The sequence below is a fragment of the Ruminococcus sp. 1001136sp1_2201st1_G3_2201SCRN_220225 genome (assembly GCF_040924365.1).
Lineage (GTDB): Bacteria > Bacillota > Clostridia > Lachnospirales > Lachnospiraceae > Blautia_A > Blautia_A faecis.
On record NZ_JBCOME010000017.1, the window covers coordinates 42125 to 64801 of the forward strand.

24 protein-coding genes, 1 pseudogene and 1 other annotated feature are annotated in these 22677 nt (G+C 40.0%); of the genes and pseudogenes, 13 read left to right on the forward strand and 12 right to left on the reverse strand.

Annotated elements, in window-relative coordinates; genetic code table 11:
- Positions 1-188: 188 nt before the first annotated feature.
- Both AB5642_RS07635 and AB5642_RS07640 read left to right on the forward strand, forming a co-directional pair.
- Positions 189-1448, forward strand: coding sequence for a zinc ribbon domain-containing protein (locus AB5642_RS07635; protein ID WP_173718529.1), 1260 nt, complete (start codon positions 189-191; stop codon positions 1446-1448).
- 317 nt (positions 1449-1765) lie between these two features.
- Positions 1766-2986: a hypothetical protein gene (locus AB5642_RS07640; protein ID WP_173718528.1), complete on the forward strand. Its 1221-nt coding sequence runs from the start codon at positions 1766-1768 to the stop codon at positions 2984-2986.
- A 217-nt stretch (positions 2987-3203) separates the two neighbouring features.
- On the opposite strand, the pseudogene AB5642_RS07645 reads toward AB5642_RS07640, so the two are convergent.
- A pseudogene (locus tag AB5642_RS07645) lies at positions 3204-3284 on the reverse strand (NADH peroxidase); the annotation flags it as partial.
- Between the two features lie 198 nt (positions 3285-3482).
- On the opposite strand from AB5642_RS07645, the gene AB5642_RS07650 reads away from it, so the two are divergent.
- Positions 3483-4697 (forward strand): site-specific integrase, encoded by a 1215-nt coding sequence (locus tag AB5642_RS07650; protein WP_173718527.1) that lies wholly within the window; start codon positions 3483-3485, stop codon positions 4695-4697.
- A gap of 46 nt (positions 4698-4743) precedes the next feature.
- Here AB5642_RS07650 and AB5642_RS07655 read toward each other — a convergent pair whose 3' ends face one another.
- Together AB5642_RS07655 and AB5642_RS07660 are read right to left on the reverse strand one after the other, a co-directional pair.
- Entirely contained in the window at positions 4744-5844 is a 1101-nt protein-coding gene (locus tag AB5642_RS07655) for a YafY family protein (protein WP_173718526.1), read from the reverse strand.
- Between the two features lie 178 nt (positions 5845-6022).
- On the reverse strand, positions 6023-6202 hold the full coding sequence (locus tag AB5642_RS07660) for a ribbon-helix-helix protein, CopG family (protein WP_173718525.1): 180 nt from the start codon (positions 6200-6202) through the stop codon (positions 6023-6025).
- Positions 6203-6379: 177 nt separating this feature from the next.
- On the opposite strand from AB5642_RS07660, the gene AB5642_RS07665 reads away from it, so the two are divergent.
- The gene (locus tag AB5642_RS07665) at positions 6380-7447 is read left to right on the forward strand and encodes a TIGR04086 family membrane protein (RefSeq protein ID WP_173718524.1); all 1068 of its coding nucleotides are present in this window, start codon (positions 6380-6382) and stop codon (positions 7445-7447) included.
- 388 nt (positions 7448-7835) lie between these two features.
- Positions 7836-8063, forward strand: coding sequence for a helix-turn-helix transcriptional regulator (locus tag AB5642_RS07670; RefSeq protein WP_237925819.1), 228 nt, complete (start codon positions 7836-7838; stop codon positions 8061-8063).
- Positions 8064-8357: 294 nt separating this feature from the next.
- On the opposite strand, the gene AB5642_RS07675 is transcribed toward AB5642_RS07670, so the two are convergent.
- From AB5642_RS07675 to AB5642_RS07700, 6 genes are all read right to left on the reverse strand, one after another.
- Complete coding sequence (locus AB5642_RS07675) at positions 8358-8600, reverse strand: hypothetical protein (RefSeq protein WP_173718520.1); 243 nt, start codon at positions 8598-8600, stop codon at positions 8358-8360.
- A gap of 367 nt (positions 8601-8967) precedes the next feature.
- Complete coding sequence (locus AB5642_RS07680; RefSeq protein WP_173718519.1) at positions 8968-9744, reverse strand: hypothetical protein; 777 nt, start codon at positions 9742-9744, stop codon at positions 8968-8970.
- 93 nt (positions 9745-9837) lie between these two features.
- Entirely contained in the window at positions 9838-10293 is a 456-nt protein-coding gene (locus AB5642_RS07685; RefSeq protein WP_173718518.1) for a hypothetical protein, read from the reverse strand.
- 93 nt (positions 10294-10386) lie between these two features.
- On the reverse strand, positions 10387-10839 hold the full coding sequence (locus AB5642_RS07690; protein ID WP_173718517.1) for a hypothetical protein: 453 nt from the start codon (positions 10837-10839) through the stop codon (positions 10387-10389).
- Positions 10840-11296: 457 nt separating this feature from the next.
- Complete coding sequence (locus AB5642_RS07695; RefSeq protein ID WP_118577931.1) at positions 11297-11839, reverse strand: NADH peroxidase; 543 nt, start codon at positions 11837-11839, stop codon at positions 11297-11299.
- Between the two features lie 228 nt (positions 11840-12067).
- A complete protein-coding gene (locus AB5642_RS07700; RefSeq protein WP_118577930.1) occupies positions 12068-12466 on the reverse strand; it encodes a transcriptional repressor in 399 nt (132 codons plus the stop codon).
- 188 nt (positions 12467-12654) lie between these two features.
- Positions 12655-12940 (forward strand) — a binding site (T-box leader).
- A gap of 88 nt (positions 12941-13028) precedes the next feature.
- Between AB5642_RS07700 and metG the strand changes: the two genes are divergently transcribed.
- From metG to AB5642_RS07715, 3 genes are all read left to right on the forward strand, one after another.
- Positions 13029-14987 carry a methionine--tRNA ligase gene (gene metG / locus AB5642_RS07705; protein ID WP_173718516.1) on the forward strand — a complete coding sequence of 653 codons (1959 nt, stop codon included), beginning with the start codon at positions 13029-13031 and terminating at the stop codon, positions 14985-14987.
- Positions 14988-15064: 77 nt separating this feature from the next.
- Positions 15065-15571 (forward strand): cyclic pyranopterin monophosphate synthase MoaC, encoded by a 507-nt coding sequence (gene moaC, locus AB5642_RS07710; protein ID WP_118577929.1) that lies wholly within the window; start codon positions 15065-15067, stop codon positions 15569-15571.
- On the forward strand, positions 15568-16059 hold the full coding sequence (locus tag AB5642_RS07715; protein WP_148463758.1) for a molybdenum cofactor biosynthesis protein B: 492 nt from the start codon (positions 15568-15570) through the stop codon (positions 16057-16059). The genes moaC and AB5642_RS07715 overlap by 4 nt, the downstream gene beginning before the upstream one ends.
- 96 nt (positions 16060-16155) lie before the next feature.
- Here AB5642_RS07715 and AB5642_RS07720 read toward each other — a convergent pair whose 3' ends face one another.
- Positions 16156-16404, reverse strand: coding sequence for a DUF6783 domain-containing protein (locus AB5642_RS07720; protein ID WP_173718515.1), 249 nt, complete (start codon positions 16402-16404; stop codon positions 16156-16158).
- Here AB5642_RS07720 and AB5642_RS07725 point away from each other — a divergent pair.
- Positions 16303-16557: a DUF6783 domain-containing protein gene (locus AB5642_RS07725; protein ID WP_306467818.1), complete on the forward strand. Its 255-nt coding sequence runs from the start codon at positions 16303-16305 to the stop codon at positions 16555-16557. The two genes, AB5642_RS07720 and AB5642_RS07725, sit on opposite strands and share 102 nt — an antisense overlap.
- On the opposite strand, the gene AB5642_RS07730 is transcribed toward AB5642_RS07725, so the two are convergent.
- Complete coding sequence (locus AB5642_RS07730; RefSeq protein WP_173718547.1) at positions 16443-17636, reverse strand: M20 family metallopeptidase; 1194 nt, start codon at positions 17634-17636, stop codon at positions 16443-16445. The two genes, AB5642_RS07725 and AB5642_RS07730, sit on opposite strands and share 115 nt — an antisense overlap.
- A 243-nt stretch (positions 17637-17879) precedes the next feature.
- On the opposite strand from AB5642_RS07730, the gene AB5642_RS07735 reads away from it, so the two are divergent.
- The 4 genes from AB5642_RS07735 to AB5642_RS07750 are packed head-to-tail and all read left to right on the forward strand — an operon-like array spanning position 17880 to position 21790.
- A complete protein-coding gene (locus AB5642_RS07735; protein ID WP_173718514.1) occupies positions 17880-18656 on the forward strand; it encodes a TatD family hydrolase in 777 nt (258 codons plus the stop codon).
- A gap of 25 nt (positions 18657-18681) precedes the next feature.
- Positions 18682-19542, forward strand: coding sequence for a bifunctional 2-polyprenyl-6-hydroxyphenol methylase/3-demethylubiquinol 3-O-methyltransferase UbiG (locus AB5642_RS07740; RefSeq protein ID WP_173718513.1), 861 nt, complete (start codon positions 18682-18684; stop codon positions 19540-19542).
- Positions 19539-20156 (forward strand): GNAT family N-acetyltransferase, encoded by a 618-nt coding sequence (locus tag AB5642_RS07745; RefSeq protein ID WP_173718512.1) that lies wholly within the window; start codon positions 19539-19541, stop codon positions 20154-20156. The genes AB5642_RS07740 and AB5642_RS07745 overlap by 4 nt, the downstream gene beginning before the upstream one ends.
- Positions 20153-21790, forward strand: a complete 1638-nt coding sequence (locus tag AB5642_RS07750) for a SpoIIE family protein phosphatase (protein WP_237926078.1) — start codon at positions 20153-20155, stop codon at positions 21788-21790. The genes AB5642_RS07745 and AB5642_RS07750 overlap by 4 nt, the downstream gene beginning before the upstream one ends.
- Positions 21791-21870: 80 nt before the next feature.
- On the opposite strand, the gene upp is transcribed toward AB5642_RS07750, so the two are convergent.
- Positions 21871-22500: a uracil phosphoribosyltransferase gene (gene upp, locus AB5642_RS07755; RefSeq protein ID WP_118579383.1), complete on the reverse strand. Its 630-nt coding sequence runs from the start codon at positions 22498-22500 to the stop codon at positions 21871-21873.
- Positions 22501-22677: the final 177 nt, after the last annotated feature.

Here is a 22677-nt window from a genome sequence, read left to right on the forward strand (position 1 = left end):
ACTATACCAATCGCGTAGGATGTGGATTCGAGTGTGCAGGTATAAAAACGCAGGCGTAGCGGGCTACGCCGAGGCTTTTATACCTGTGCAATCGGATTCACAGACAAGTGAGTGGTATAGTTATTTCGAAAACGATGTACCAGCTGTAAGGTATGTTAACCATAAATATATCGTAATAGGAGAAAAATATGAGTAAAAAATGTATAAAATGCGGACAGCCTCTTCCGGACAATGCTTCTTTTTGTCCTCATTGTACAGCAGTCCAGAAGGAAAAACAGGAGATAAAAGCACCGAAACGATGGAGAAAGGCGGCTTTTGGAGCAGCTGCTGTGGTAGTGTTTCTGGCAGCTGTTGGAGCAGCTTTTTCCCTGCATCACCGTCCGAAGTCCTATGAGGGAGGGGCGCAGGTGGTTTATAAAGACAAAGGAAAATCTTATAAACTGCTGTTGAATTTTTCCGAAGATGATGGAGTAACAGGACATGCCCAGGGCGAACGTACTGATAGACTGGCGCAGGGAATGGAGAGTGCCCTTCCATGTCAGCTGTATGTTCTGGATCAGGAGACTGGAGAACTGGCGTGGGAAGAATTTACAGAAAAGGTAGTTTCCTGTAAGGTGGATACAAAACCTGGAGAAAATTCCCGGAAGGTAGATTATGTAGAACCGGTTCATAACGAGAGTTTTCCAAATGCAGCATATGTTTCTGATATTATTTATACCTCAGACAGCGGTACTAACGATATCTTGTGGAACCTGACGATGAAAAACGGAGATACGATTTCTCTTAGCACACGGCTTACCATTGAAAAGCAAGCAGCAGTTACCTATTTTTCAGAGGATACGCCTATGGAGACCACAGAGGAACTGAATGCATTGCTGGCTTCCATTGAGGAAGAGGTGTCATCGGAAACTCCGGTTTACCTTCATCTTCCGGCAGTAACTTATGATGGTGATATTGTTTTTGGAAATCATGTGTGGGGAATTTATGGCAGCTCAGACGGAGATGACGTGACTACTTTCACAGGAACCGTCAGCTTGCGCGGATTGAATGGAAATTACGCGGAAATGTCAGGAATCCAGTTTAAAGGGAATTCTGGAATTGGGGTGAACGCGTATTGTCTTACTTTACTTTCCAAATGCAGTTTTAATGGTTGGGATACGGCTGCAATTGCCAATAATGAAGCCTGGGTAAATGCAATGGACTGTACTTTTACCAATAATAAAATTGCACTGAAGTTTAACAGCAGCATGGCTTATGGTACAGCGCCCAACTATCTGAATAATACATTTACCGGAAATGGAACGGCGGTCTGCATTGAGAATCTACCTGGGAATGAAGTCCTTGATTTCGCGGGAAGTACTTTCTCAGAAAATGATGTGGACATTGATAATAAAGCAGAGCATTCGGTGGATACGGCGAAGGCAAATTTTGAGACTGCTTCGGAGTAATGCTCTGTGAGGGCTTTTTTATATAGCGTTCAAGTAATATTTTAATAAGAGTTTTAGGGTTACAGATTAATCATTTTGCGGTCTGTAACTCTTTTTATATTACGGCACAATGGCAGATGCCGCCGAGACTCCCTGCTGCAGTAGCAGAATCCTGCAAAGTATGATTTCTGTGCATCGCGAAGCGTGTTGCTGTGAAGGTCGTGAACAGTAATAATTTCTTCTTGTACTATGCTTTCAGGTAATTGCTTTCCTTCCTCCTATTATTATATGATAACTTATCAGTCTCAAATAAAATTACAAAAAATGAGGGTCAAAGGATGAAGAAAAGAACATTAGCGCTGGCGTTGGCATTGGGGTGTGTATTTATGTCTCCAACGCTTTCCTATGGGGAAGAGAATGCAGAGGTAGTTTCAGAAATAGAAGAGGATTCCAGTACGGATGAAGGAAACAATAACTCCTGGGGAAAAGTTGCGGTAGTAGATGACTTCGGGGATGCAACGGGGCAATCTGTTATAAGTACGGTTGTTTCCGGAACCTTTAGCAACACGGCAACAACCGGTAGTGATCTGCTTGTCACAGCATATATTAATTTTGATGAATTTGATTATTGTTATGATTTATCTTTTAAACTTTTAGAGTATAAGGATACCCCTGCTACTTATTTTTCTTCTGATTCTAAAGAATTGAAAATAAAAGTTGGAAGTATAAATACGGTATATGAATATGGTTTGCTAGGTGAGGAACCCAATGGCAATGTTTATGTCAGCGGATCTTCAGGAGAAGATATTGTGAAATGTTTATATGAAGGAAATGATATACGTTGTGTACTGAATCTTGGTTCATCTAAATATAGCTTTGCATTGGAAGCAGGCAATATCGCAGAGCTAATTGATGAAGGCGGATATGGTGCGCCGTTAGATGAGGAAGGCAGGAAGGAAAGAAAAAGTAAACATGAAATAGAAGAAGCGCAGGAAAGCAGCAGGAAAAAACAGGAAGCAGAGCTTGCACAGGCGGAGAAGGTTATAAAATCCAAAGATGATTTTATTGCTGCATATGTGAATCATACAGATGCGGATAATGACTATGAAAGTGGATTTTATTACTTCAAAGCTCATGCAGACGAGTTTGAGACTTTAACAGAAGAGGAATTATCCTCCATTTTTCCATGCAGATTCCGGTATTATACGGTCAACTGGGCAATTGGCGGAACCACTGGTGCCGGAGACCTTTATGAATATGACGCAGATGGTAATACAAAACAGCTTGGAAGCTTTGGAACAGATGACAGCTATCGCACAAGAGAAGAAATAAATCCCAACTGGCCTGAGATTAATGGAAGCTGGCGAATCGAAGATGGAAAACTGATCCGAACAATTACATCTGGAAATCAGGAAAAACGTTATATTGTGAAATCATTAGACCGTGACGGCTATTATTTATTATGCTTTGAAAGTGCAACCGGCGAGGTGAATGCGGTTATGATGATTGTTTTATATGATGAGAACAATATGCCGTTGTATGAATTTACAGAAAATTAAGTAAAAAATAGAGAGAAAAGCTATGCTGGGAGGGGCTGTGGTCCGCACAAATTAAACGAAACGGGAGAGACACATTTTGAGAGTTTTTAAGAGTGAAAAATGGGTTAGGGACACCTGATTTACATATTAAAAATGACGGAAGTCTGCCCAAAAAGGGAATCACGAAAGTGATTCCCTTTTATAAAAAGCTTTATTTTATGCGATTCCCCGGTAAAAATTATTCTCCAAAGTATCTCTTAAGAAGACCTGCGAATGCTTTGCCGTGTCTAGCTTCGTCTCTTGCCATTTCATGAACTGTGAATCACTTCGCCTTCGGCTCGTGATTCCGAAAAGTCATGGATTGCGTCAAGGTTAGGGAAAAAACCTAGCAAAATCAAGGCATTTTTAAAGCATCTTTTTAACATCTTTCAAAGAACTTTGGTACCATAATGGTACTTCTTTGATAATGGTAGCAGATAATAAAGTACCATCTTAGTACAATCGAAGAGGTGTTAAGATGGCAGTTAAATGTGAAAATGGGGTATATCGGCAAGAAAATGGAACTTGGGCTTATCGTTTTTCTATTCTGATTGATGGGAGAAGAATTTCACGAAAAAAGACAACAGACGAAAATGGAAAACAGTTAAAAACTCAAAAACAGGCATTAAAGGCGAGAGAAGCTGCGATTGCAAATGCACATATTGAAATGAAACGAACTAAGAAAATCAGCAGGAGGACTGTAAAAGAGGTTTTTGAGGAATACTGCGAAAAGGGCAGAAATGACAGAAAATATCAGACCATTAGAAAACAAGATAGCCTTTGGGAGAACCACTTATGTGAAAAGTTTGGTAAACGCTTTATTGATGATATTAGTGTGGCAGAAGTCAATGATTACTTGGCAGGACTCTATTATACAGACAACTATTCTTATCAATATACAGAAAGTTTTCTGAAAATGTTTTATTTGATTTTCGGTCAGGCATATTCACGTAATTATTTAGTGGTAGATGAGTACAATAAGCTCTGCGTGAATAAAGATACAAGAATAAAAATGCCAAAACTAAAAAGCGAAGATGACACGGATATAGTTGCTTTCAGCAGAGAAGAATTGAAAAAAATGGATAGATATTTTGAGGGAACAAATGCAGAAACTGCTTATCTTTTAGGACGATACTGCGGTTTGCGTATCAATGAATGTTATGGTTTGAAATGGGAAAATGTTGATTTGGAAAATGGGACAATCTATATTGATCGACAAATGCAATATCAGAAGGGTGTTGTAATGTTGGTTGCCCCTAAAACAAGAAATTCCAAAAGAACAATCTATCTGAATGATTTTATGAAAACATATTTTCACAAAATTGCAGAGCAACGAAAAGACGACGAAGAAAAATTTGCTATTCATAGGCAGCAGAACAGAAAAATGATCCAAGATATAGATGGAAAAATGATTTATTCGACAGATTTAGTAAACTGTCTGTTTGACGGAAAGATACAGACTATAAATTCCATGAAATACCATTCTAGGGAAATTAAAAGCAAGTTGAATATAGATTTCAAATTTCATCATTTGCGGCATACTTATGGCACACTAATGGCAGAAATGAACACTCCTGCACATCTGTTATGTAATCAAATGGGGCATGGAAATATCCATGTAACACAACGCTATTACATAGCCATTTCTAAAACTGGAATAGAAGTATTGAAACAAAATTTGAATCGGTTATAAATAAAAATGGCAATCAGAATAGAAAAAACTGATTGCCATTTTCTTCTTAGTAAAGTTTTCTGATCTTATCCAAATACGCCGTAAATCCATCAACTACTTTCTGCGGCTTTAATATCTTTGCTTTATTTCCGAAGCCAAGAACCCAACCGTAAAACTGATCGCTGATTTCAATAGGCGCAGTAATACTGAAATGTCTGTCGTCTACCACATTATAAAGCATTCCCTTTTTACCAAATCTGTCAACGACTGTGTCCAAGAGCGGATTGATAAACTGAATTGTAATTCTTTCCTGTTCGCCGCCGAACATAGAAAAAACTCTCTGTGTATAATTTTTGAGATTAATTTTATTAAAGACTTCTTTTCCCTCTCGCTCAACACCAAGCAATTTTACATCTTTCATTCTGTCAACACGGTACGTCCGCAAGTCCTTTACATAATCGTTATAAGCCAAAAGGTAATAGTTGCCATCATTGATAAGAAGCGCATAGGGGCTGACTTCATACCTGCTGCCATGCCGCCGCTCTACCTGTTGATTTAGATTGCTGATAGAATATTTTAAATATTTAAAACTGATTTTTTCGGGGATGTGTTTGTCCTCTTTGCTCATTGCGGCGTCTATTTTTTCAATATTATTTAAAACGCCAGAATTATTTGTTTTTACTCTATCTGTCAAAATAGCATTGTGGCGGATTTTCTTCTCTTGGAACTCACTGACAAATTCACACAACACCTTTATTAAGCGATCTGCCTGTGATTCTGACAAGTATTTAGAAGCATAGATACTTTCAACCAAAAGCTGAATATCTGTATAATCATAATGCCGTTGCCGCAGACAGAAGCCCTTCTGGTGCTTGTCAAAAATAATTTTTTTCAGACTTTCATCATCTTCAATCCATTCAGCAGCTTCTTCAATGGAAATTCCCTCTTCAAAAGCAATGAGCGCTTTATTGATCTCGTCAATGTCTCTGTAAATTCCTCTCCGCTCTGCTTCAATATCATAAGTATCAGTCATAGCAGAGCAGATATCTTCACCTGTGATAGTGTGGTTTTCATCTGTGTGTCTCAAAAGATACTGATACACAAGAAATGGCTTCATTTTTTGATTGTGCTTTTTGCCCCTTCCAGAGCCTTCTAATTCTTTTGCCATAATCATAACCCCGAACGTTTTTCTTTTATTCTATCATTCCAGGAGCGCATAATACAATATTTATATTTTTTCCTTAAACGTTTAGCGGAGAAATAATATTTCTATTTCTCTCCGTTAAAGCTTTAAGGAAAAAATATAGATGTTCCAATAGCAAAGAAAAAAGAGCGGATTTCCGCTCTCATTCAATTTCAATATTTTCAACGCCGTATTTCAAAATAATGTTAATAAGTTCATTTCTGGAATAATTGGTTTCTGCGGCAAGCTGATCTAAAGCTGCTAAAGTGTCCTCTTTAATTCGAACTGTGATAACTTTACTGCCGTCTTCCCCTCTTTTTTTCAATTTCAAAGGTTTATTCATTATGTCAATCTACCTTTCGTTTTGTAACTATTATAGGTTGACGTAGTAAAATTAAATATGCTACAATTAAATATATAAATAGACTACATAATGTATTACAAAAGAAAGGCGTGGGGAAATGAAAAGAAAAGCAATATTCAAAGAAAGTGACAGAAATCAAATAAGGAGGGGGATATAATGCGGGATACAAAAGTAGATTCATCCACTGAAAAATCGGAAGAGATAAAATTTAAGAAAGAAGAAAATAGAGAATTTATAATTACTTTAATTGTCTATATTATTAGTAGCTTACTGATTTTTTTATTCATAGCAGAGAAGTTTAATTCGATTTCACCAATGACGACTGTTGGTTATTTTTTTAGTATATTAGTTGGAATGGTTACAGGTTTTTTTGTTACAGCAATCTTTTACCTTATTTTTATACTGCCTAAATCGTCAGAACGGAACAAGGTAATTATACAGAAAGCAGAGCGTGCAAAAAGGTTAGAAAAAATGCAAAAGGAAGAAGAAGCAGACTATAATGAATATAATAAATATTCTGATTGCTTTGGAAGAGATAAACGTATAGCAATGCTTTTAGATGAAAAAAAGTCTATTTCGGAAAAAATATCATCTATAAAAAATAATCAAATTAAACATGAAGAAACTAAAATCGGATTGTTGGAAAAAGAGCATGATCCTTACGTGCATGGGGGAATTGCTGCGGGAATTGCGGGAACAGGAGCAGGGATTGTTAGAGCTTTAGAAATTCAGCAGAAAAATGCAGAAATACGAGAGAGAAATGCACAAGTATTAGAACATATGCAAAATGTAGCAATTATAAATTTTAAGATTATACACGACTATGAAATGCACATTATGGATATATCCAGAGAAATAAAAGAACTTTCAAATAAAATGATATCAGAAGAGAGTCCAAATTCATGTTTTGAAAAATTAGCATTTACAGGTGATTATGTTAGAGTATCAGCAAATGGTAGTTGCCGTATAAGTACTCATGCACAACTTTCTGAACCATTTTTTATTTCTGATGGTGTGGAAGGTGTCATAGATGGTACAATTATTGCAGAAATTTATGATGGAGATGTATGTGTGGGTAAAGCTAATCTGGTCTTACCTAAATATGGGATTGATTCTTCAAAACGTGCTGAATTAAATGGAATAGCGTTATTAGGCGGAGACGCAGATAAAGAATATACTGTTAAATTTTGTCCATCTGATAATCTTTGGGCTATGGAAAAATAATAAAATTCGGAGTGGATTTTAGTCCACTCCTTTTTTATGCCTATAATAGTTGTGCGTGTCCTTCAATGGCTTCTTCTATCCGCTGTGGCTCAAGTGGCGGTTGGCTATTTAAGTATCTAGCGTTCTTCTTAGTGCGTCCCAATCTCCCTTATCCATTTCCGCTCTGATCTTGTATTCTTGGTTTCGGCTGCTGCCTACTTTCGTCTATCCTTGACTTGTTCCTCTCTCTTAACTTGATATCATTATAGCACTATATACTGGTGCAGTCTATTGACAAAAGCACCAAAATATAGTGCAATAAAACACTCGAAATTAGTGCAATATTTACACTGGAAATTGGTGCAAAAGTATGCTATTATTAAGTAAAATGGAGAAGGAGGACTTTAAAATGGCACTTAGATATAAGATTGATATTATGGCAGAGCTAAAAAAGAATGGTTATAGTTCCACAAGGATAAGAGAAGAGAAGCTAATTGGGCAATCATATCTTCAACAGATAAGACACAATGAATTAGTGTCTTGGAAAACCATGGACACGCTTTGCAGGCTCTTAAATTGTCAAGTGGGGGATTTAGTTGAGTACGTGGCAGAGGACACGCCAGAAGCCGCAGAATAGCCTTTTAGAACATTCCAAGAGAAAATAGAGAGAGTGGCGGCAGCAGTCCCTTAAAGAGGACAGAAGGGCAGCAGTTAGCTGACAGGGGGGCTAGGGTTTCGGGATTTCTCTGGAAAAATTTAATTTTTTGATTATACGGGGGCAGAACTCCCACGAAGAGTGATTTTTATTTTGAAAAGCGGATGTAAGGGACTTTCCAGTAGAAAAGGACTAAATAAACGCAAAAAAGCGGCAAGCCGTTTAAGAGATCGCAGATTTGAGGTCATGTGATCTTATAAACGAGCTTGCCGCAAATTATTTATTAAATTCTTTCAAGAGATCATCAAGCGCCTTATCAATGGTTTCATTAAGGTCGATTTTGATTGATTCTTCTAAATTGCTCAACATTTTCTGTTGCATTTGATTTCTACGTAATTGCATTCTTTGGCTTTTACGAAAAGCACGCCAAGTATCTAAATCGGTATATCTATCAAGTCCCATAGTATTATAAGAATCTCGAATACCGTCTAAGTAGTCTTGTAATGTTATTCCAATCATGGTATTTATCCTTTCTTTTCCTGCTACTGGCAGGAATCCTTATTTGTTACTATATATAAAAATTAGTGCAGGAAGATTATCTTTTTTCGCTTAATTTCCATTGAACGGCAGCAGGGATTATTTTTATTTCAAAATATAAAATTTATGAGCATGAACACAAAATAATAAAAAAAATTTGGCGAGTCTTTCGACAGAGAACGAAAAAAGGCAAGCAGACTATAAAAATCTACTTGCTCACATACGGCGGAAAATTCTGATTAGATTGAGTTGTTAGTAATAATTAAAAAATTTCCTTAAAGGTTTAGCGGAGAATATTCTATTATTTATTTCCCCGTTAAACCTTTAAGGAAATTTTTATTTTGTTGCCCTAAGCGCTTCTTTTTCCGTTATCAGCACCCTTGGTTAGATTATAGAAAATTTCTTCTGAGAGGGAGAAAATTTCTTTGTAGTCATCATCATACCAAGCGACAGGTTCAATTGGTTTTACAGTATAATAGCAACAGTGAAAATTGTTCCATAATTTATTAATAACACCACCCCAACAATTGGTTGTGTTGTTCGCTTCTTGAGCTTCCGCAAGAAGTTGTGATCTCATTGCGTTATACTTTTTATATTCAGCCATTTTTTCATCAGTTTCAGAAATTTTTTCTTGATACTTAATTCCATTTTCTATGTGAGTACACCATAGATTGTGATTAGCGGAGAAAGATTTGAGAAGGACATCATCACTTAGAAGTTTGCTTGTCCAATTCCTCATGGTGCTGTCTGCAATGGTAATGCCGTATTGTTCATAAAGAACTGTTTCTCTTGTTTTCCAAGGCATAGCCATGAAGTTACGATCAGTTCTAAATAGGTGTAACATAATCGTAAATGCCTTAAAATCTGTTTGAACACTAAAATCTAATTTTCGGATTAAAAGCTCTTTTAAACGTTCTTCCGCAGTTGTTGGGATTTTTGTGATTTCAACTGTCCTTGAAGAATAGTTGTAACCATATCCCCAATTTGTCAATCGGGTTTTAACCTTGGCGGCAAAATTTTTATCTTTAAGTGATACCTCTGTAAGTCTTGCAATTTCGTTTCTTGAATAAGAGCGCAGTTCTAATTTTTCGATTAAAGGGGGCGGTTCTAATTTTTTTATTGACATTCCAATTTTTCCTTTCTATTATACTATTTATGGTTAATATCCCTTATAGCCAGTAAGGAATTATCCATCATGTTGGTTAAGCTGTTAGAATGATTAGGCAGTAAGTTTTTCCTCTGTCGAAGAAGTCAGATTGCTTGTTTTTTCTCTTGGTACAATTTTGAAGCCAGGTATTTCAACCATTCCAAAGTCTCTGACTTCTGGATAGTTGTCAAGGAACCAATTTTTGATAACAGGATATCTGCGTCCCTTGCTATGGCACTGAGAGATAAGGAGCAGTTCGTCAAATTCCATTAACGTTTTTACTCTATCTTCACCTTTCTCATGGCTCATAATATATGCTCTCATGTAATCGTAGGTAAGACCTTTATAGGAATCTTTAGCAGCATTCTTTTTAATGCTTCTTGTTTTTACTGTGAAGGTTGGATAATCAGCACGGACTTTCTGAATCTGTGCATATTCTGCGGAGAAGGGATTGGTTGCTTTCTTGGCATAAGCTGCGTTTACTGTGATTGTTGCGTTTACGAAGTCGATTGTGATAGGAGATTTCATTGTTTATTACCTCTTTCTTTTGGATTTTGTTTTCTGTTTTTTATGATTTTATTATAGTGGATTACAGTTAATTGTGAGTCATTTTAATGGCTCTTACGCTGCTTTCTTTTTAGTAGCAGTCAGAAGCCTTTTGGTGTTAGCTTTTTTCTCTTCTTTTTTATTCTTCACTTCTGGATAACAGCCAAAGAACCAAGCTCTAATTTCACCATAGGAAGTGGTCTCAGCATCCTCGATTTTTTCACCGTTTTCATCAAGTCCCACAAGTGTTCTGAGTACTTCGATTGCTTCTATTTCCGTTCCATCTTCAAGTACCAAAGTCTGAGGATGGAGTTCAATGTATTTTTTCATATAGTCTAAAGTAAGACCTTTATAGTTTTCTTTACTCTTGGTTTTCTTCGTAGTAACTGAAAATGTCGGATAATCTTTTCTTGCAATCTGAAGCATATTATATTCGTCTGTTCCGAAGTATTTAGCCTTTTTTGCAAATTCTTTTGTCATCTCGATTGTGTTTGCTGCTGTGTTAATTGTAAGTCTTGTATTCATCATAATATTTTCCTTTCTTCGCCTTTTGGCGTTTAGCGCTTGGTCGCCGCCCTTATTTTATTTAGTTTTTATTTTCTGAGGTTTTGTGTTCCTCTCTTTGATGATATTAGTATACCTCTATATAGAAAATAGTGAGTCATTTTAGTAGCACTCACTCAAAAAAGACGAAATATTTAAAAATGAAAGAGAAGGGAGAGCGGAGCGGCAGCAGAGCCGTTAAAAAGTATATTAAAAGATGTTAAAGAAAGGTATAAAAGATGTTGATATATTGATTGAAAGTGTATTATAATTTGCTTGCAAGATGGTACCATTTAAAAAGTACCATTTCAAAGTTCTCTTTTCCTCTTGGAAAAGGGAAAGTACCACTAAAGTACCATTCAAAATGAAAGATATTAAAAAAAGAGGAAACCACTTTCGTGATTTCCCCTCGTAAAAATCCTTATTTTATGCGGCTTGCAGATTAGCCGAAATATCTCTTAAGCAGACCAGCGAATGCTTTTCCGTGTCTAGCCTCGTCTCTTGCCATTTCATGAACTGTATCATGGATTGCGTCAAGGTTAGCTGCTTTAGCACGTTTCGCAAGATCAGTCTTACCAGCTGTTGCACCGTTCTCAGCTGCTACACGCATCTCAAGGTTCTTCTTGGTGCTGTCTGTAACAACTTCACCTAATAACTCAGCGAATTTAGCTGCGTGCTCTGCTTCTTCATAAGCAGCTTTCTCATAATACATACCAACTTCCGGATATCCTTCTCTGTGAGCAACACGTGCCATAGCAAGATACATACCAACCTCAGAGCACTCGCCCTCGAAGTTTGCTCTTAAATCAGCAAGGATGTCTTCGCTGACACCTTTAGCAACGCCCACAACATGCTCAGCTGCCCATGCCATTTCATCATCCTGTTTCGTAAATTTCTCAGCCGGAGCCTTGCAGATTGGACATACTTCCGGAGCTGTGTCACCTTCATGAACATAACCACATACACTACATACCCATTTAGCCATAATTAAATTCTCCTTTTCTTATATAAAATTTTATTTTGTCTTTAATAATAGTAATCATTACTGTTTTATGGTAACATATTGTTTCTTGCTTGTCAAGAGTTATTGAAACTTTTTTCTAACAGGATCGAATGTTCACTTAAAGTTTGGTGCTGTGGCCATTGCTTGTCGAGCGGCTGTAATTCCCTACAGAATAGCTATGATCAGAAAATGAAAAATTTATTCAACTGATTAGTGAGACTCTTCCTTCAGGCATTCCTTGCAAATTCCGAAAAATCTTGCTTTATAATCGGAAATCTGACCGTCCTTAAAGTCAGCTGCAATACTCTCAAGGCTTTTATCAATATGTTCGCTGAATACGTCCATCACTCTGCCGCAGCGGGTGCACATAAAGTGACAATGGGGAACGGTGCGGGCATCGAATCGGTCTGCTCCGCCAAAGCTGGAAAGCTTCTGTATTTCACCCAGATCAGCGAGAAGAGAGAGGTTTCGGTATACAGTTCCAAGGCTGATGTTTGGATAAATCTGCTTCATATTCTCATAAACAAAATCAGCGGTGGGATGGTCGGTTCTGCCAGTAAGAAACTCCTTAATAGATTCTCTCTGGCGGCTGTATTTCAATGTGGCCATCTGATTCCTCCTTTCTCTCAATAATAGTAATTGTTACTGATATTAATATACAAGATAATTGCAAATTTGTCAATAGTAATTTGGCTAAATTTACACTAAAATTATAAATATTGCATCGCTGTAAAATGATAAATTTGGGTTTACAAACCCATTAAAATGTGATACGCTCTTTTATATGAATTTATAAGCCAAACCCATAGAAAAAGAGAGTACATTTGCGTACCGCATTACAGAGAATCCCCCGGGAGATGAGCAGTTAAGAGTTGCTTTTCCAGGCTGAGAGGGGGTGTGTATGGAACAGATGGAAGATGGCTTTGGAGGGGCGCAGTTGAAGTAATTTAGGCTGCGACAGGAACGCCTGTTATAGCGTAAGGGTATGAAGGTACCCGGTGAGATTCCCGAAGATGGTTTTTCCATCTGTACCGTGAGGCGGGAATGAATAGAAGTGGTAACACGGGATAACTCGTCTTCTCAGTATATTTGAGAAGACGTTTTTTTATGTTGTGACAGGAAGGAGAAGTTTAACCAGCTCTTTTTGTTACACAGAAAAGGAGGAAATACAATGAGTAAACCAAAATATTACATCACCACAGCCATTGCCTATACATCCGGCAAGCCGCACATTGGCAATACCTACGAGGCGGTTCTGGCAGACGCCATTGCGCGTTATAAAAGACAGCAGGGCTACGACGTATTTTTCCAGACCGGAACTGACGAGCATGGCCAGAAGATTGAGCTGAAAGCAGAAGAAGCAGGTGTTACATCTAAGGAATTCGTTGATAACGTATCCGGTCAGATCAAGAGCATCTGGGATCTGATGAACACATCCTATGACAAATTCATCCGTACCACAGATGAAGACCATGAGAAACAGGTTCAGAAGATTTTCAAGAAAATGTATGCAAAAGGGGACATCTACAAGGGAGAGTACGAGGGAATGTACTGTACTCCATGTGAGTCCTTCTTCACAGAATCCCAGCTTGTAGATGGAAAATGTCCGGACTGCGGACGCCCATGCGTACCAGCCAAAGAAGAGGCTTATTTCTTCAAAATGAGCAAATACGCAGACCGTCTGATTGAGCACATTAAGACACATCCGGAATTCATTCAGCCGGAATCCCGTAAGAACGAGATGATGAACAACTTCCTTCTTCCGGGACTTCAGGATCTGTGCGTATCCAGAACTTCTTTCAAATGGGGAATTCCGGTAGACTTTGATCCGAAGCATGTTGTATATGTATGGCTGGATGCCCTAACCAACTATATTACCGGAATCGGTTATGATTGCGATGGAGACAATTCTGAACTGTTTAACAAGATGTGGCCTGCCGACCTTCATCTTATTGGAAAAGATATCATCCGTTTCCATACTATTTACTGGCCAATCTTCCTGATGTCACTGGATCTGCCTCTTCCGAAGCAGGTATTCGGTCATCCGTGGCTTCTCCAGGGCGATGGAAAAATGAGCAAATCCAAAGGAAACGTTATCTACGCAGACGAGCTGGTTGATTTCTTCGGCGTTGATGCTGTCCGTTATTTCGTACTTCATGAAATGCCGTTTGACAACGATGGTGTGATCACCTGGGAGCTGATGGTAGAGCGTATGAATTCCGAGCTGGCAAATACTCTTGGAAACCTGGTAAACCGTACCATCTCCATGTCAAACAAATACTTTGGCGGCGTGGTAGAGAATAAAGGCGTAACAGAACCTGTTGACGATGATCTGAAGAGCTTCATTCTTTCTGTTCCTGCAAAGGTTGATGCAAAGATGGAGAAACTTCGTGTAGCAGATGCCATCACAGAAGTGTTCACTATTTTCAAACGCTGCAACAAATATATTGATGAGACAATGCCATGGGCACTTGCAAAGGACGAATCCAAACAGGATCGTCTTGCAACCGTTCTTTACAATCTGGTTGAGGGCATTTGCATTGGAACCACTCTTCTTGGGTCCTTTATGCCGGACACAACAAAGAGAATCCTTGGTCAGTTAAATGCTTCAGAGAGAACTCTTGAGGATCTGAAGACATTTGGACTGTATCCGTCAGGAAACAAGGTAACAGATAAACCGGAGATCCTTTTTGCCCGTATGGACATCAAAGAAGTTATGGAAAAAGTAAACGAGCTTCATCCACCGAAAGAAGAGCCGAAGGAAGAAAAGCCAGAGGAGAAGGTTGTAGATATTGAGGCGAAGCCGGAGATCACATTTGATGATTTCGCAAAGCTTCAGTTCCAGGTTGGTGAGGTTATTGCCTGTGAGGCGGTGAAGAAATCCAAGAAGCTTCTTTGCTCCCAGGTTAAGATTGGAAGCCAGGTTCGCCAGATCGTATCTGGAATCAAGGCTTACTATACACCAGAGGAAATGGTTGGCAAAAAGGTTATGGTAGTAACCAACTTAAAACCAGCGAAACTTGCAGGAATTCTTAGTGAGGGAATGATTCTCTGCGCAGAGGATGCTGAGGGAAATGTATGCGTAGTCAGCCCTGAAAAAAATATGCCGACAGGATCTGAAATCTGCTGATTTTGACCGGAAGCGTCCATCTGATATAGCCGGAATATAATATAATAGGTTAATATTGTTATAAAAAGGGACGAATTATGTGTAATAAACTAAGCCATTTTGATAAAAATGGTAATGCTGTTATGGTGGATGTCTCGGATAAACCGATTACCCACAGAACTGCAATTGCAACAGGTTCTATCCAGGTTGGAGCAGAAATCATGGAGCATCTTACTGCAGGCACTGTGGCAAAGGGAGACGTTCTTGGCGTTGCCAGAGTTGCCGGGATCATGTCTGTGAAGCACACCTCGGATCTGGTACCTATGTGCCATCCTTTGCCGGTTACCAAATGTACCATTGATTTCGAAATTGAAAAAGAAAATGGAATTATCCGCACTTTTTGCACTGTGAAGACAGACGGTAAAACCGGTGTGGAAATGGAAGCCCTTACAGGTGTGCAGGTGACTCTTCTTACAATTTATGATATGTGCAAGGCAATCGACAAGCATATGGTGATGACGGATATTCACCTGGTAGAGAAAACTGGCGGTAAGAGTGGAGATTTTTTATTCAAAGAAATAAAAACGAAGGGGGGAGAAAAATGAAACGAGTAGCAATTATCACATCCAGTGATATGGGATATCAGGGCAAGCGGGAAGATTTAAGCGGTCCGGCAATTAAGGAAATCGCAGAAAGAGAAGGCTATCAGGTAGTATCTATGGATATTCTTCCGGATGACCGTGCCATGCTTTCCAGACGAATGGCGGAAATCGCAGATGAGAATCAGGCAGAACTGATTTTGACTACTGGTGGAACAGGTTTTTCCCCGCGGGATGTTATGCCGGAGGCCACCGAAGATATCACAGAACGTAAGGTTCCGGGAATCCCGGAAGCCATCCGCGCCTACAGCATGACGATCACAAAACGCGCCATGCTCAGCCGCGCCACAGCCGGAATCCGGAAAAAGACTCTGATCATTAATCTTCCAGGCAGTCCGAAAGCAGTAAAGGAGAGTCTGGAATACATTATTGGAGCTCTTGGTCATGGCATTGAGATTATGACCGGGGAAGCTGGAAATTGTGCAAGGCAGTAAATATTCATAAATTTTATAGTAAATGAGAATCCCCTCCACTATGCAGCAGTTGCTTTTGTGGAGGGGATTCTTAGTTTGTGGGCTGACGAAGACTGCTTATGGCTGCTCTTTCATAGTTTTAAAATACTGGCTTGTTACAATCAGTGAATTGTGCACCATATCTTCCAGTGCCTGATCGGTAAAATATGCGGCGTGAGGCAGCATAAGTACATTAGAGACTGTTTGAAAAATCATTCTCGCAATCTGCACGCCCCACTTTGCGGGAGATTTCACCCGAATTCGGTTGCCGTAGCCCGCTACGGCGCCCTCATCCGGACAAAATCTCCCACAAATTGTGACGCACATCTTGCAGAAAGCCTTTTTCAAACACGCTCTAGGAAGATCTATAATCCGAAATTTTTACGAATTATATTTGCAAGCAGCTCTGCAGTACCGTCAATTCCGAAATTGTTGCTGTTCAGCATCAAATCCATATATTCGGTACTTCCTGGCTGTTGACCAAATGTCGCAATCAGTTCGCTGATGCTGTTGTATGCAGGTTCAAAAGCAGAAGTGTCAGGCGTGTTTTCAAAGTATTCCAAAACGTAGCTGACGGCAGCGGCAGTACCATAGGTAAGTCCGTCCTCGTCCAGATCAAATTCCGGGGTATGGTGATTAGCGCCGGAACCTAATTCGTCATTTTTTATTCCCACGAAGGTTTCTACACCTGGAAACAGGCTGCACATATAACTGAAGGTTTCAGATGCCATCCATGGCTCACAATCATATATGACATCTTCGCCGATCTGTTTCTTGATCGAATCAAGATAGGTTTTTCTGCATGCAGGATAGTTCTCTGTAGGTAAAAGCTGTTCCAGCAATTTAAACTGGTAGGTACAGTAATTAAGAGGACAAATTGCAGCAACAATTCGTTCAAATTCTTTGATAAATTCTTCTCCGCTGTTTCGATCCATCATTCGGATGCTTCCTTCGCAGGTAAGCTTGTCGGGAATCAGGTTAAAGGTTGCTCCTGCATTGACAGAGCCCAGAGACCAGGTCAGAACGGTGTTTGGCTTTATGTATTTTAGCCGGAGTGTATCAAGGTTGGAATATATGTCATGGAAACAGTCAATTACACTGTGGGCAAGATCCGGTCTGGAACCGTGTCCGCCTTTTCCGTTTATTTCAAGTACGAAGTGGTAAAGGCCTGACATGGCAGAACCCTGGCAGCAGGAAAGTTTTCCTGTGGGAATGTCCCAACGCACATGAGAGGCGTAGCAGGTGTCAAACTTCATGTCCTTTTCTGCCATATAAGCCAGAAGCTTTTCTATATTCCGATGTCCTTCTTCTCCTTCCTCAAACATAAGGACAACGCGTCCATTTAGGGATGCTTCCATATTCTTCAGTATTTTTGCGGCGCTAAGAAGCATAGCAATGTGGCCGTCATGGCCGCAGCCATGCATAACACCAGGATTTTTGGAAATACATACTTTTTTATTCTTTAGATTAGTCTCGGATTCCAGTATGGGAAGTGCATCGATGTCGGATCTGAGAAGAACTGTTTTTCCGGTACTGTCTCCGTTTATATATGCAAAAATGCTACCGCCTGGTACCTAGACATAAGGAATATCAATTTTTTCAAGCTTCACATTATCTGTCGAATCTTCTGAATTGTCAAGTATTTTTTTGTGTTTTTGAAATTGTGTTTAAAATAGTTCGATGTTCGTTCTATTCACAGTAACAACTAAAATAGAACTTCCAAAAAGAGGTTTATAACACTTTACTGGTATGATTTTAGTATGCTATAATTGTTGTATTTCAAAGAAAAATGAGGCAGAAAAATGATATTTGATACACATGCACATTATGATGATGAGGCATTTGACGAAGACAGAGATCAGCTCCTTTCTTCCATGAAAGACGGGGGAGTGGGCTGTATTGTAAATGTGTGCGCGTCAGCCGGGGGATTTGGCGGGACCTTGGAATTGATGAAAGCGTATCCTTTTGTGTATGGCGCAGTGGGGGTTCATCCCGACGATGCAGGAATTATGACACAGGATACTCTGGATGAGATCCGGCGTCTTTCCCATATGGAGAAAATGGTCGCCATCGGAGAAATCGGTCTGGATTACTACTGGCATAAGGAAGAGGCAGAGCATAAACAGCAGCAGGAGATGTTCCGGGCGCAGATGGACATTGCTAGGGAGGAGAAGCTGCCATTTATGATCCACAGCCGGGATGCAGCCGAGGACACTCTGGAGATTGTAAAGGAATATATGAAAAAAGATATGTCCGGAGGAATCATTCACTGCTTTTCCTACAGTAAGGAGATTGCGGCGGAATATTTGAAAATGGGACTTTATCTTGGCATTGGCGGCGTGCTTACTTTCAAAAATGCAAAGAAGCTGAAAGAAGTAGCTGCCATAGCGCCGCTGTCCCAGATCGTTCTGGAAACGGACTGCCCTTATATGGCACCGGAGCCCAATCGAGGCAGGAGAAATTCTTCCTTGAATCTGCCCTATGTTGCAGAAGCCCTGGCGCAGATTAAGGGAATTACTGCAGAAGAAGTAATTGCAGTGACGGAAGAGAATGCGAAGCGGTTATTATTCAGAGCGTAAATTTTGACGGACAAGGAGACAAGTAGTGCAAAGTCAGTTAGTATTTCAGGAAGAAAAAGAGAGGGAACGACTGAGAAGACAGAATTTGCTGTTGTCACAGGCAGAGAAACCTGCGTTAGAGCATTTTTTTAAGGGGAAATCAGAACTTTCTGTTCTGGATATTGGCTGCAATGATGGCACCAGAACCTTTCACCGCTTTTCAGATGACAGGATTTCCAGGGTGATTGGCCTGGAGTATAATCAGCAGCTTGTGGAAAGAGCCAACAGTCAATTCGGAAATACTAAATTTTCTTTTTATCAGATGGATGTGGATCGGGATTCGTTTTCAGCGGACCTTCAGAAGCTCTGCGCAGAACCGGAAGACAGAGAATTTGACCTGATCTGTCTTTCTTTTGTATTAATGCATTTATATGATGGGGAAAAGCTGCTTCGCACATTGAAGAATTTTTTGAAAAAAGGCGGAGTGATTTTTATCACAGAAAGCAATGACCGCATATCCACTTTGGCTCCAGATGAAAAGAATCTTCTTGGACAGTTTCTGGATATCTTAAAAGAGGACAAATACGCAGGAAAAAGAGAAACCGGTCAGGCCGTTCCCGGCTGGCTGACCAACTGCGGATACGATTATATCCATGTCTGGTGCAAGGAGATTTCCGCTGCCAAAGGCGAACAGCAGCAAAAAGAAGATATTTTCCAGACCTTTTTTTCCTATTTGCCCGAGGATGTGGAAATCTTGCTGGCGGAAGAACCGGATAACAGAAAATATCAGGACTGGCAGAACTGGCTGAAGAAGAATTATGAAGAACTTCAGCAGCTGATTCTGAGTGAGGAATCGGAGATTACAATGGGCATGCAGATTTTGTCCTGTGAGAAGGGAAGCTTATGACACAAAAGACAGGGAGGTTTGGGGCTTCTGGCAGAGAATTTTGTCTGTATTCATTGGAAAAAGAGGATATTGAGGAAACACTGCAGCTTATGGACAGGTGCGTAGGCGAAAATCTGTATCAGAAAGAAGAGCTTGAGCAGGCCATTGGAAGCAGTGAACGGGCATTCCTTCTGCTGAGAACTGCAGAAGGAGAGCTTGCAGGATATATTTATTACTATCTTACCAATGAGAAGCAGATTGCAGAGGATACCAGGCTTACGGAACAGAAAATCCAACGGGTATGCCAGCAGGATACTTTGGCACCTGTTGGCAAGATTCAGTCAGTAGGAATAAAAGAAGCATTTCGCAGACAGGGTCTGGCAGTTGGGCTTATGAACTATGCATTGAATCAGTTTGCGGAGAAGGGCATAGGGGAAGTGTTTATCATCTGCTGGAATGCAGGCGGTAAAGTTCCTCTGGAAAGGGCACTTCAGGAATGTAAGTTTGTTCATCTTTTTTCTGCAAAGATGATCTGGTATAATAAAAAAGAACTTTATTGTCCATATTGCAAAGGACGCTGCAAGTGTGATGCAGAGGTCTATTTTAAGAAAGTTAAGGAAAGGAATTGCAAATGAAAATAAAACTTCTTCCTAAATTTATACTTTCACTTGGCGTGATCGGTGTAATCCTTACCATTGCCATTTCTCTTTTCAGCTATAGAAGCTCCAGATCCTATCTGGAAAATCTATATGCACAGAGGGTAATGACGAACAGCAATAGTATTGCAGATATGATGTCGGTTCCGGATGTGAAGAAAATCCTGGCAGAAGGCGGGGACAAGACAGAAGAATATTCGGAAATGGTTACGTTGTTTAACAAGCTGAAAAAGGATGGCGATGTTACATATCTGTCTCTGGTTGTTCCGGATGAAGACAGTGTTCATTTCTACATAGATGCCCTGGTTGAGGAATTGGGAGATGATCCTGCGAATCAGATTGCCTATGGAAGTGACATTTTGTACACTGATGCTGCAAATCCTGATGATCCTGCTGACATGGAGAAATATATTACCATATGGAACCAGTATCAGCAGAATAAAGGTGTGGATCATCCGCTTGTGACGGACAACAGCTATGGCTATAATTACACGGGCATTTCGGTGATTCTGGACGAGAATGGAAAGGCTCTGGCAGAAATTCAGTATATTCTGGATATGAAAGAGGTCAGGAATTATCTGAATTCCTTTCTTATCAATATGCTGCTGATTTCTTTTTGCATTATCGCAGTGACGATGGCTGCGTATATTGTCTTTGTGCGAAAGACAATCACCAGACCGATCAGCAGGCTGGCTGATTTTACCCAGGAGATTACAGAGAGCGGAAAGTTTGAGAATCAGAGAATTACCATGAAAACTGGTGATGAGATCGAGGCACTAAGTGACTCTTTTAACTTTATGATGGAAGAGCTTGAAAATTACATTGCCAATCTGTCCAAAGTGACTGCCGAGAAGGAGCGAATCGGCACTGAGCTGGATATTGCCAGGAATATTCAGGCATCCATGCTGCCATGTATTTTCCCGGCCTTTCCGGATCGTAAGGAATTTGATATTTATGCAACTATGACACCTGCAAAAGAAGTTGGCGGTGATTTTTACGATTTCTTCATGGTAGATGAGACACATCTGGCAATTGTTATGGCCGATGTATCCGGAAAAGGTGTTCCGGCTGCGCTCTTTATGGTCATTGGAAAAACGCTTATCAAGGATCACACTACACCAGGAAGAGATTTGGGGGAGGTTTTCTCTACTGTAAATAATCTTCTTTGTGAGGCAAACAGTGAAGGCTTGTTTATCACTGCTTTTGAAGGTGTGTTGGATCTGGTGACAGGAGAGTTCTGTTTCGTAAATGCTGGACATGAAATGCCATTTATCTGTAAAGCAGGCGGCAGTTTTGAGGCATATAAGATCCGTCCAGGCTTTGTCCTTGCTGGATTTGAAGATATGAACTATAAAGCCGGCAGTATGACGCTGGATGTGGGAGATTTGATCTTCCAGTATACAGACGGTGTGACTGAGGCTACAAATGTAGAAAATCAGCTTTATGGAATGGAGCGTCTGGAGCAGGTTCTGAATCGTGTAAAAGACAGAACACCATCAGAAATTCTGCCTGAAGTGAAAAAAGATATTGATGCTTTTGTGGGAGAGGCACCGCAGTTTGATGATATTACCATGCTTTGCGTAGAGTATAAGGCGAAGATGGAAAAAGCATGATCGGGCAAAAAAAGGCTGAATTCTGGAAATGAGATAATTTCCGGAATTCAGCCTTTTTCAAATATGCTCTGGTCAAAAATCTATTTAGTACCAAAAATTCTGTCGCCTGCATCGCCAAGTCCCGGGCAGATATAAGCGCGGTCGTTCAGTTCTCTGTCCAGATGTCCTACATAGATCTGCACATCCGGGTGCACCTCATGAAGTCGTTTCAGACCTTCCGGAGCAGCGATAACAAACATACATTTAATGCTCTTTCCACCATGTTGTTTGATGAAGTTAACAGCGGAGATAGCAGAGCCGCCAGTTGCAAGCATGGGGTCAACCATAACGATGAGACGCTGGTCGATAGGATCCGGAAGCTTACAATAGTACTCATGAGGCTCATGAGTAACCGGGTCACGGTAAAGACCAATATGACCGATCTTGGCAGACGGAACCAGAGTGGTGATACCATTTACCATACCCAGACCTGCACGAAGTACAGGAACAACAGCAAGCTTCTTACCAGAAATCATAGGAGTTCTGCAAGTCTCAATAGGAGTCTCAACTTCAACATCCTCAAGAGGAAGATCGCGAAGAGCTTCAAAACCCATAAGAACTGCAATCTCCTCAATAAGTTTGCGGAATTCGTTTGTTCCGGTCTCCTTATTACGAAGAATGGAAATCTTATGCTGGATCAGCGGGTGATCCATAATAAAAACATTGTCCATATCTGAAAAATTTGACATGATAAAAACCTCCGTAGTGTGATAAAGTTGCCATTGCCCTATGCAATAACAATCGTTACTGTTCACTCCGTGATCAGTAACACGCTTCGCGATGCACAGAAATCATGCATTCGCATGATTTCGCGCCGCAATTCTCGGGTTTTCTGTGAACTTTGTTCA

What these genes read in the sequence shown, in the direction of transcription:
- AB5642_RS07635 (WP_173718529.1), top strand. Translation starts at nt 189, where the DNA reads ATGAGTAAAAAATGTATAAAATGCGGACAGCCTCTTCCGGACAATGCT.
- AB5642_RS07640 (WP_173718528.1), top strand. Translation starts at nt 1,766, where the DNA reads ATGAAGAAAAGAACATTAGCGCTGGCGTTGGCATTGGGGTGTGTATTT.
- AB5642_RS07650 (WP_173718527.1), top strand. Translation starts at nt 3,483, where the DNA reads ATGGCAGTTAAATGTGAAAATGGGGTATATCGGCAAGAAAATGGAACT.
- AB5642_RS07655 (WP_173718526.1), bottom strand. Translation starts at nt 5,844, where the DNA reads ATGGCAAAAGAATTAGAAGGCTCTGGAAGGGGCAAAAAGCACAATCAA.
- AB5642_RS07660 (WP_173718525.1), bottom strand. Translation starts at nt 6,202, where the DNA reads ATGAATAAACCTTTGAAATTGAAAAAAAGAGGGGAAGACGGCAGTAAA.
- AB5642_RS07665 (WP_173718524.1), top strand. Translation starts at nt 6,380, where the DNA reads ATGCGGGATACAAAAGTAGATTCATCCACTGAAAAATCGGAAGAGATA.
- AB5642_RS07670 (WP_237925819.1), top strand. Translation starts at nt 7,836, where the DNA reads ATGGCACTTAGATATAAGATTGATATTATGGCAGAGCTAAAAAAGAAT.
- AB5642_RS07675 (WP_173718520.1), bottom strand. Translation starts at nt 8,600, where the DNA reads ATGATTGGAATAACATTACAAGACTACTTAGACGGTATTCGAGATTCT.
- AB5642_RS07680 (WP_173718519.1), bottom strand. Translation starts at nt 9,744, where the DNA reads ATGTCAATAAAAAAATTAGAACCGCCCCCTTTAATCGAAAAATTAGAA.
- AB5642_RS07685 (WP_173718518.1), bottom strand. Translation starts at nt 10,293, where the DNA reads ATGAAATCTCCTATCACAATCGACTTCGTAAACGCAACAATCACAGTA.
- AB5642_RS07690 (WP_173718517.1), bottom strand. Translation starts at nt 10,839, where the DNA reads ATGATGAATACAAGACTTACAATTAACACAGCAGCAAACACAATCGAG.
- AB5642_RS07695 (WP_118577931.1), bottom strand. Translation starts at nt 11,839, where the DNA reads ATGGCTAAATGGGTATGTAGTGTATGTGGTTATGTTCATGAAGGTGAC.
- AB5642_RS07700 (WP_118577930.1), bottom strand. Translation starts at nt 12,466, where the DNA reads ATGGCCACATTGAAATACAGCCGCCAGAGAGAATCTATTAAGGAGTTT.
- metG (WP_173718516.1), top strand. Translation starts at nt 13,029, where the DNA reads ATGAGTAAACCAAAATATTACATCACCACAGCCATTGCCTATACATCC.
- moaC (WP_118577929.1), top strand. Translation starts at nt 15,065, where the DNA reads ATGTGTAATAAACTAAGCCATTTTGATAAAAATGGTAATGCTGTTATG.
- AB5642_RS07715 (WP_148463758.1), top strand. Translation starts at nt 15,568, where the DNA reads ATGAAACGAGTAGCAATTATCACATCCAGTGATATGGGATATCAGGGC.
- AB5642_RS07720 (WP_173718515.1), bottom strand. Translation starts at nt 16,404, where the DNA reads ATGTGCGTCACAATTTGTGGGAGATTTTGTCCGGATGAGGGCGCCGTA.
- AB5642_RS07735 (WP_173718514.1), top strand. Translation starts at nt 17,880, where the DNA reads ATGATATTTGATACACATGCACATTATGATGATGAGGCATTTGACGAA.
- AB5642_RS07745 (WP_173718512.1), top strand. Translation starts at nt 19,539, where the DNA reads ATGACACAAAAGACAGGGAGGTTTGGGGCTTCTGGCAGAGAATTTTGT.
- AB5642_RS07750 (WP_237926078.1), top strand. Translation starts at nt 20,153, where the DNA reads ATGAAAATAAAACTTCTTCCTAAATTTATACTTTCACTTGGCGTGATC.
- upp (WP_118579383.1), bottom strand. Translation starts at nt 22,500, where the DNA reads ATGGACAATGTTTTTATTATGGATCACCCGCTGATCCAGCATAAGATT.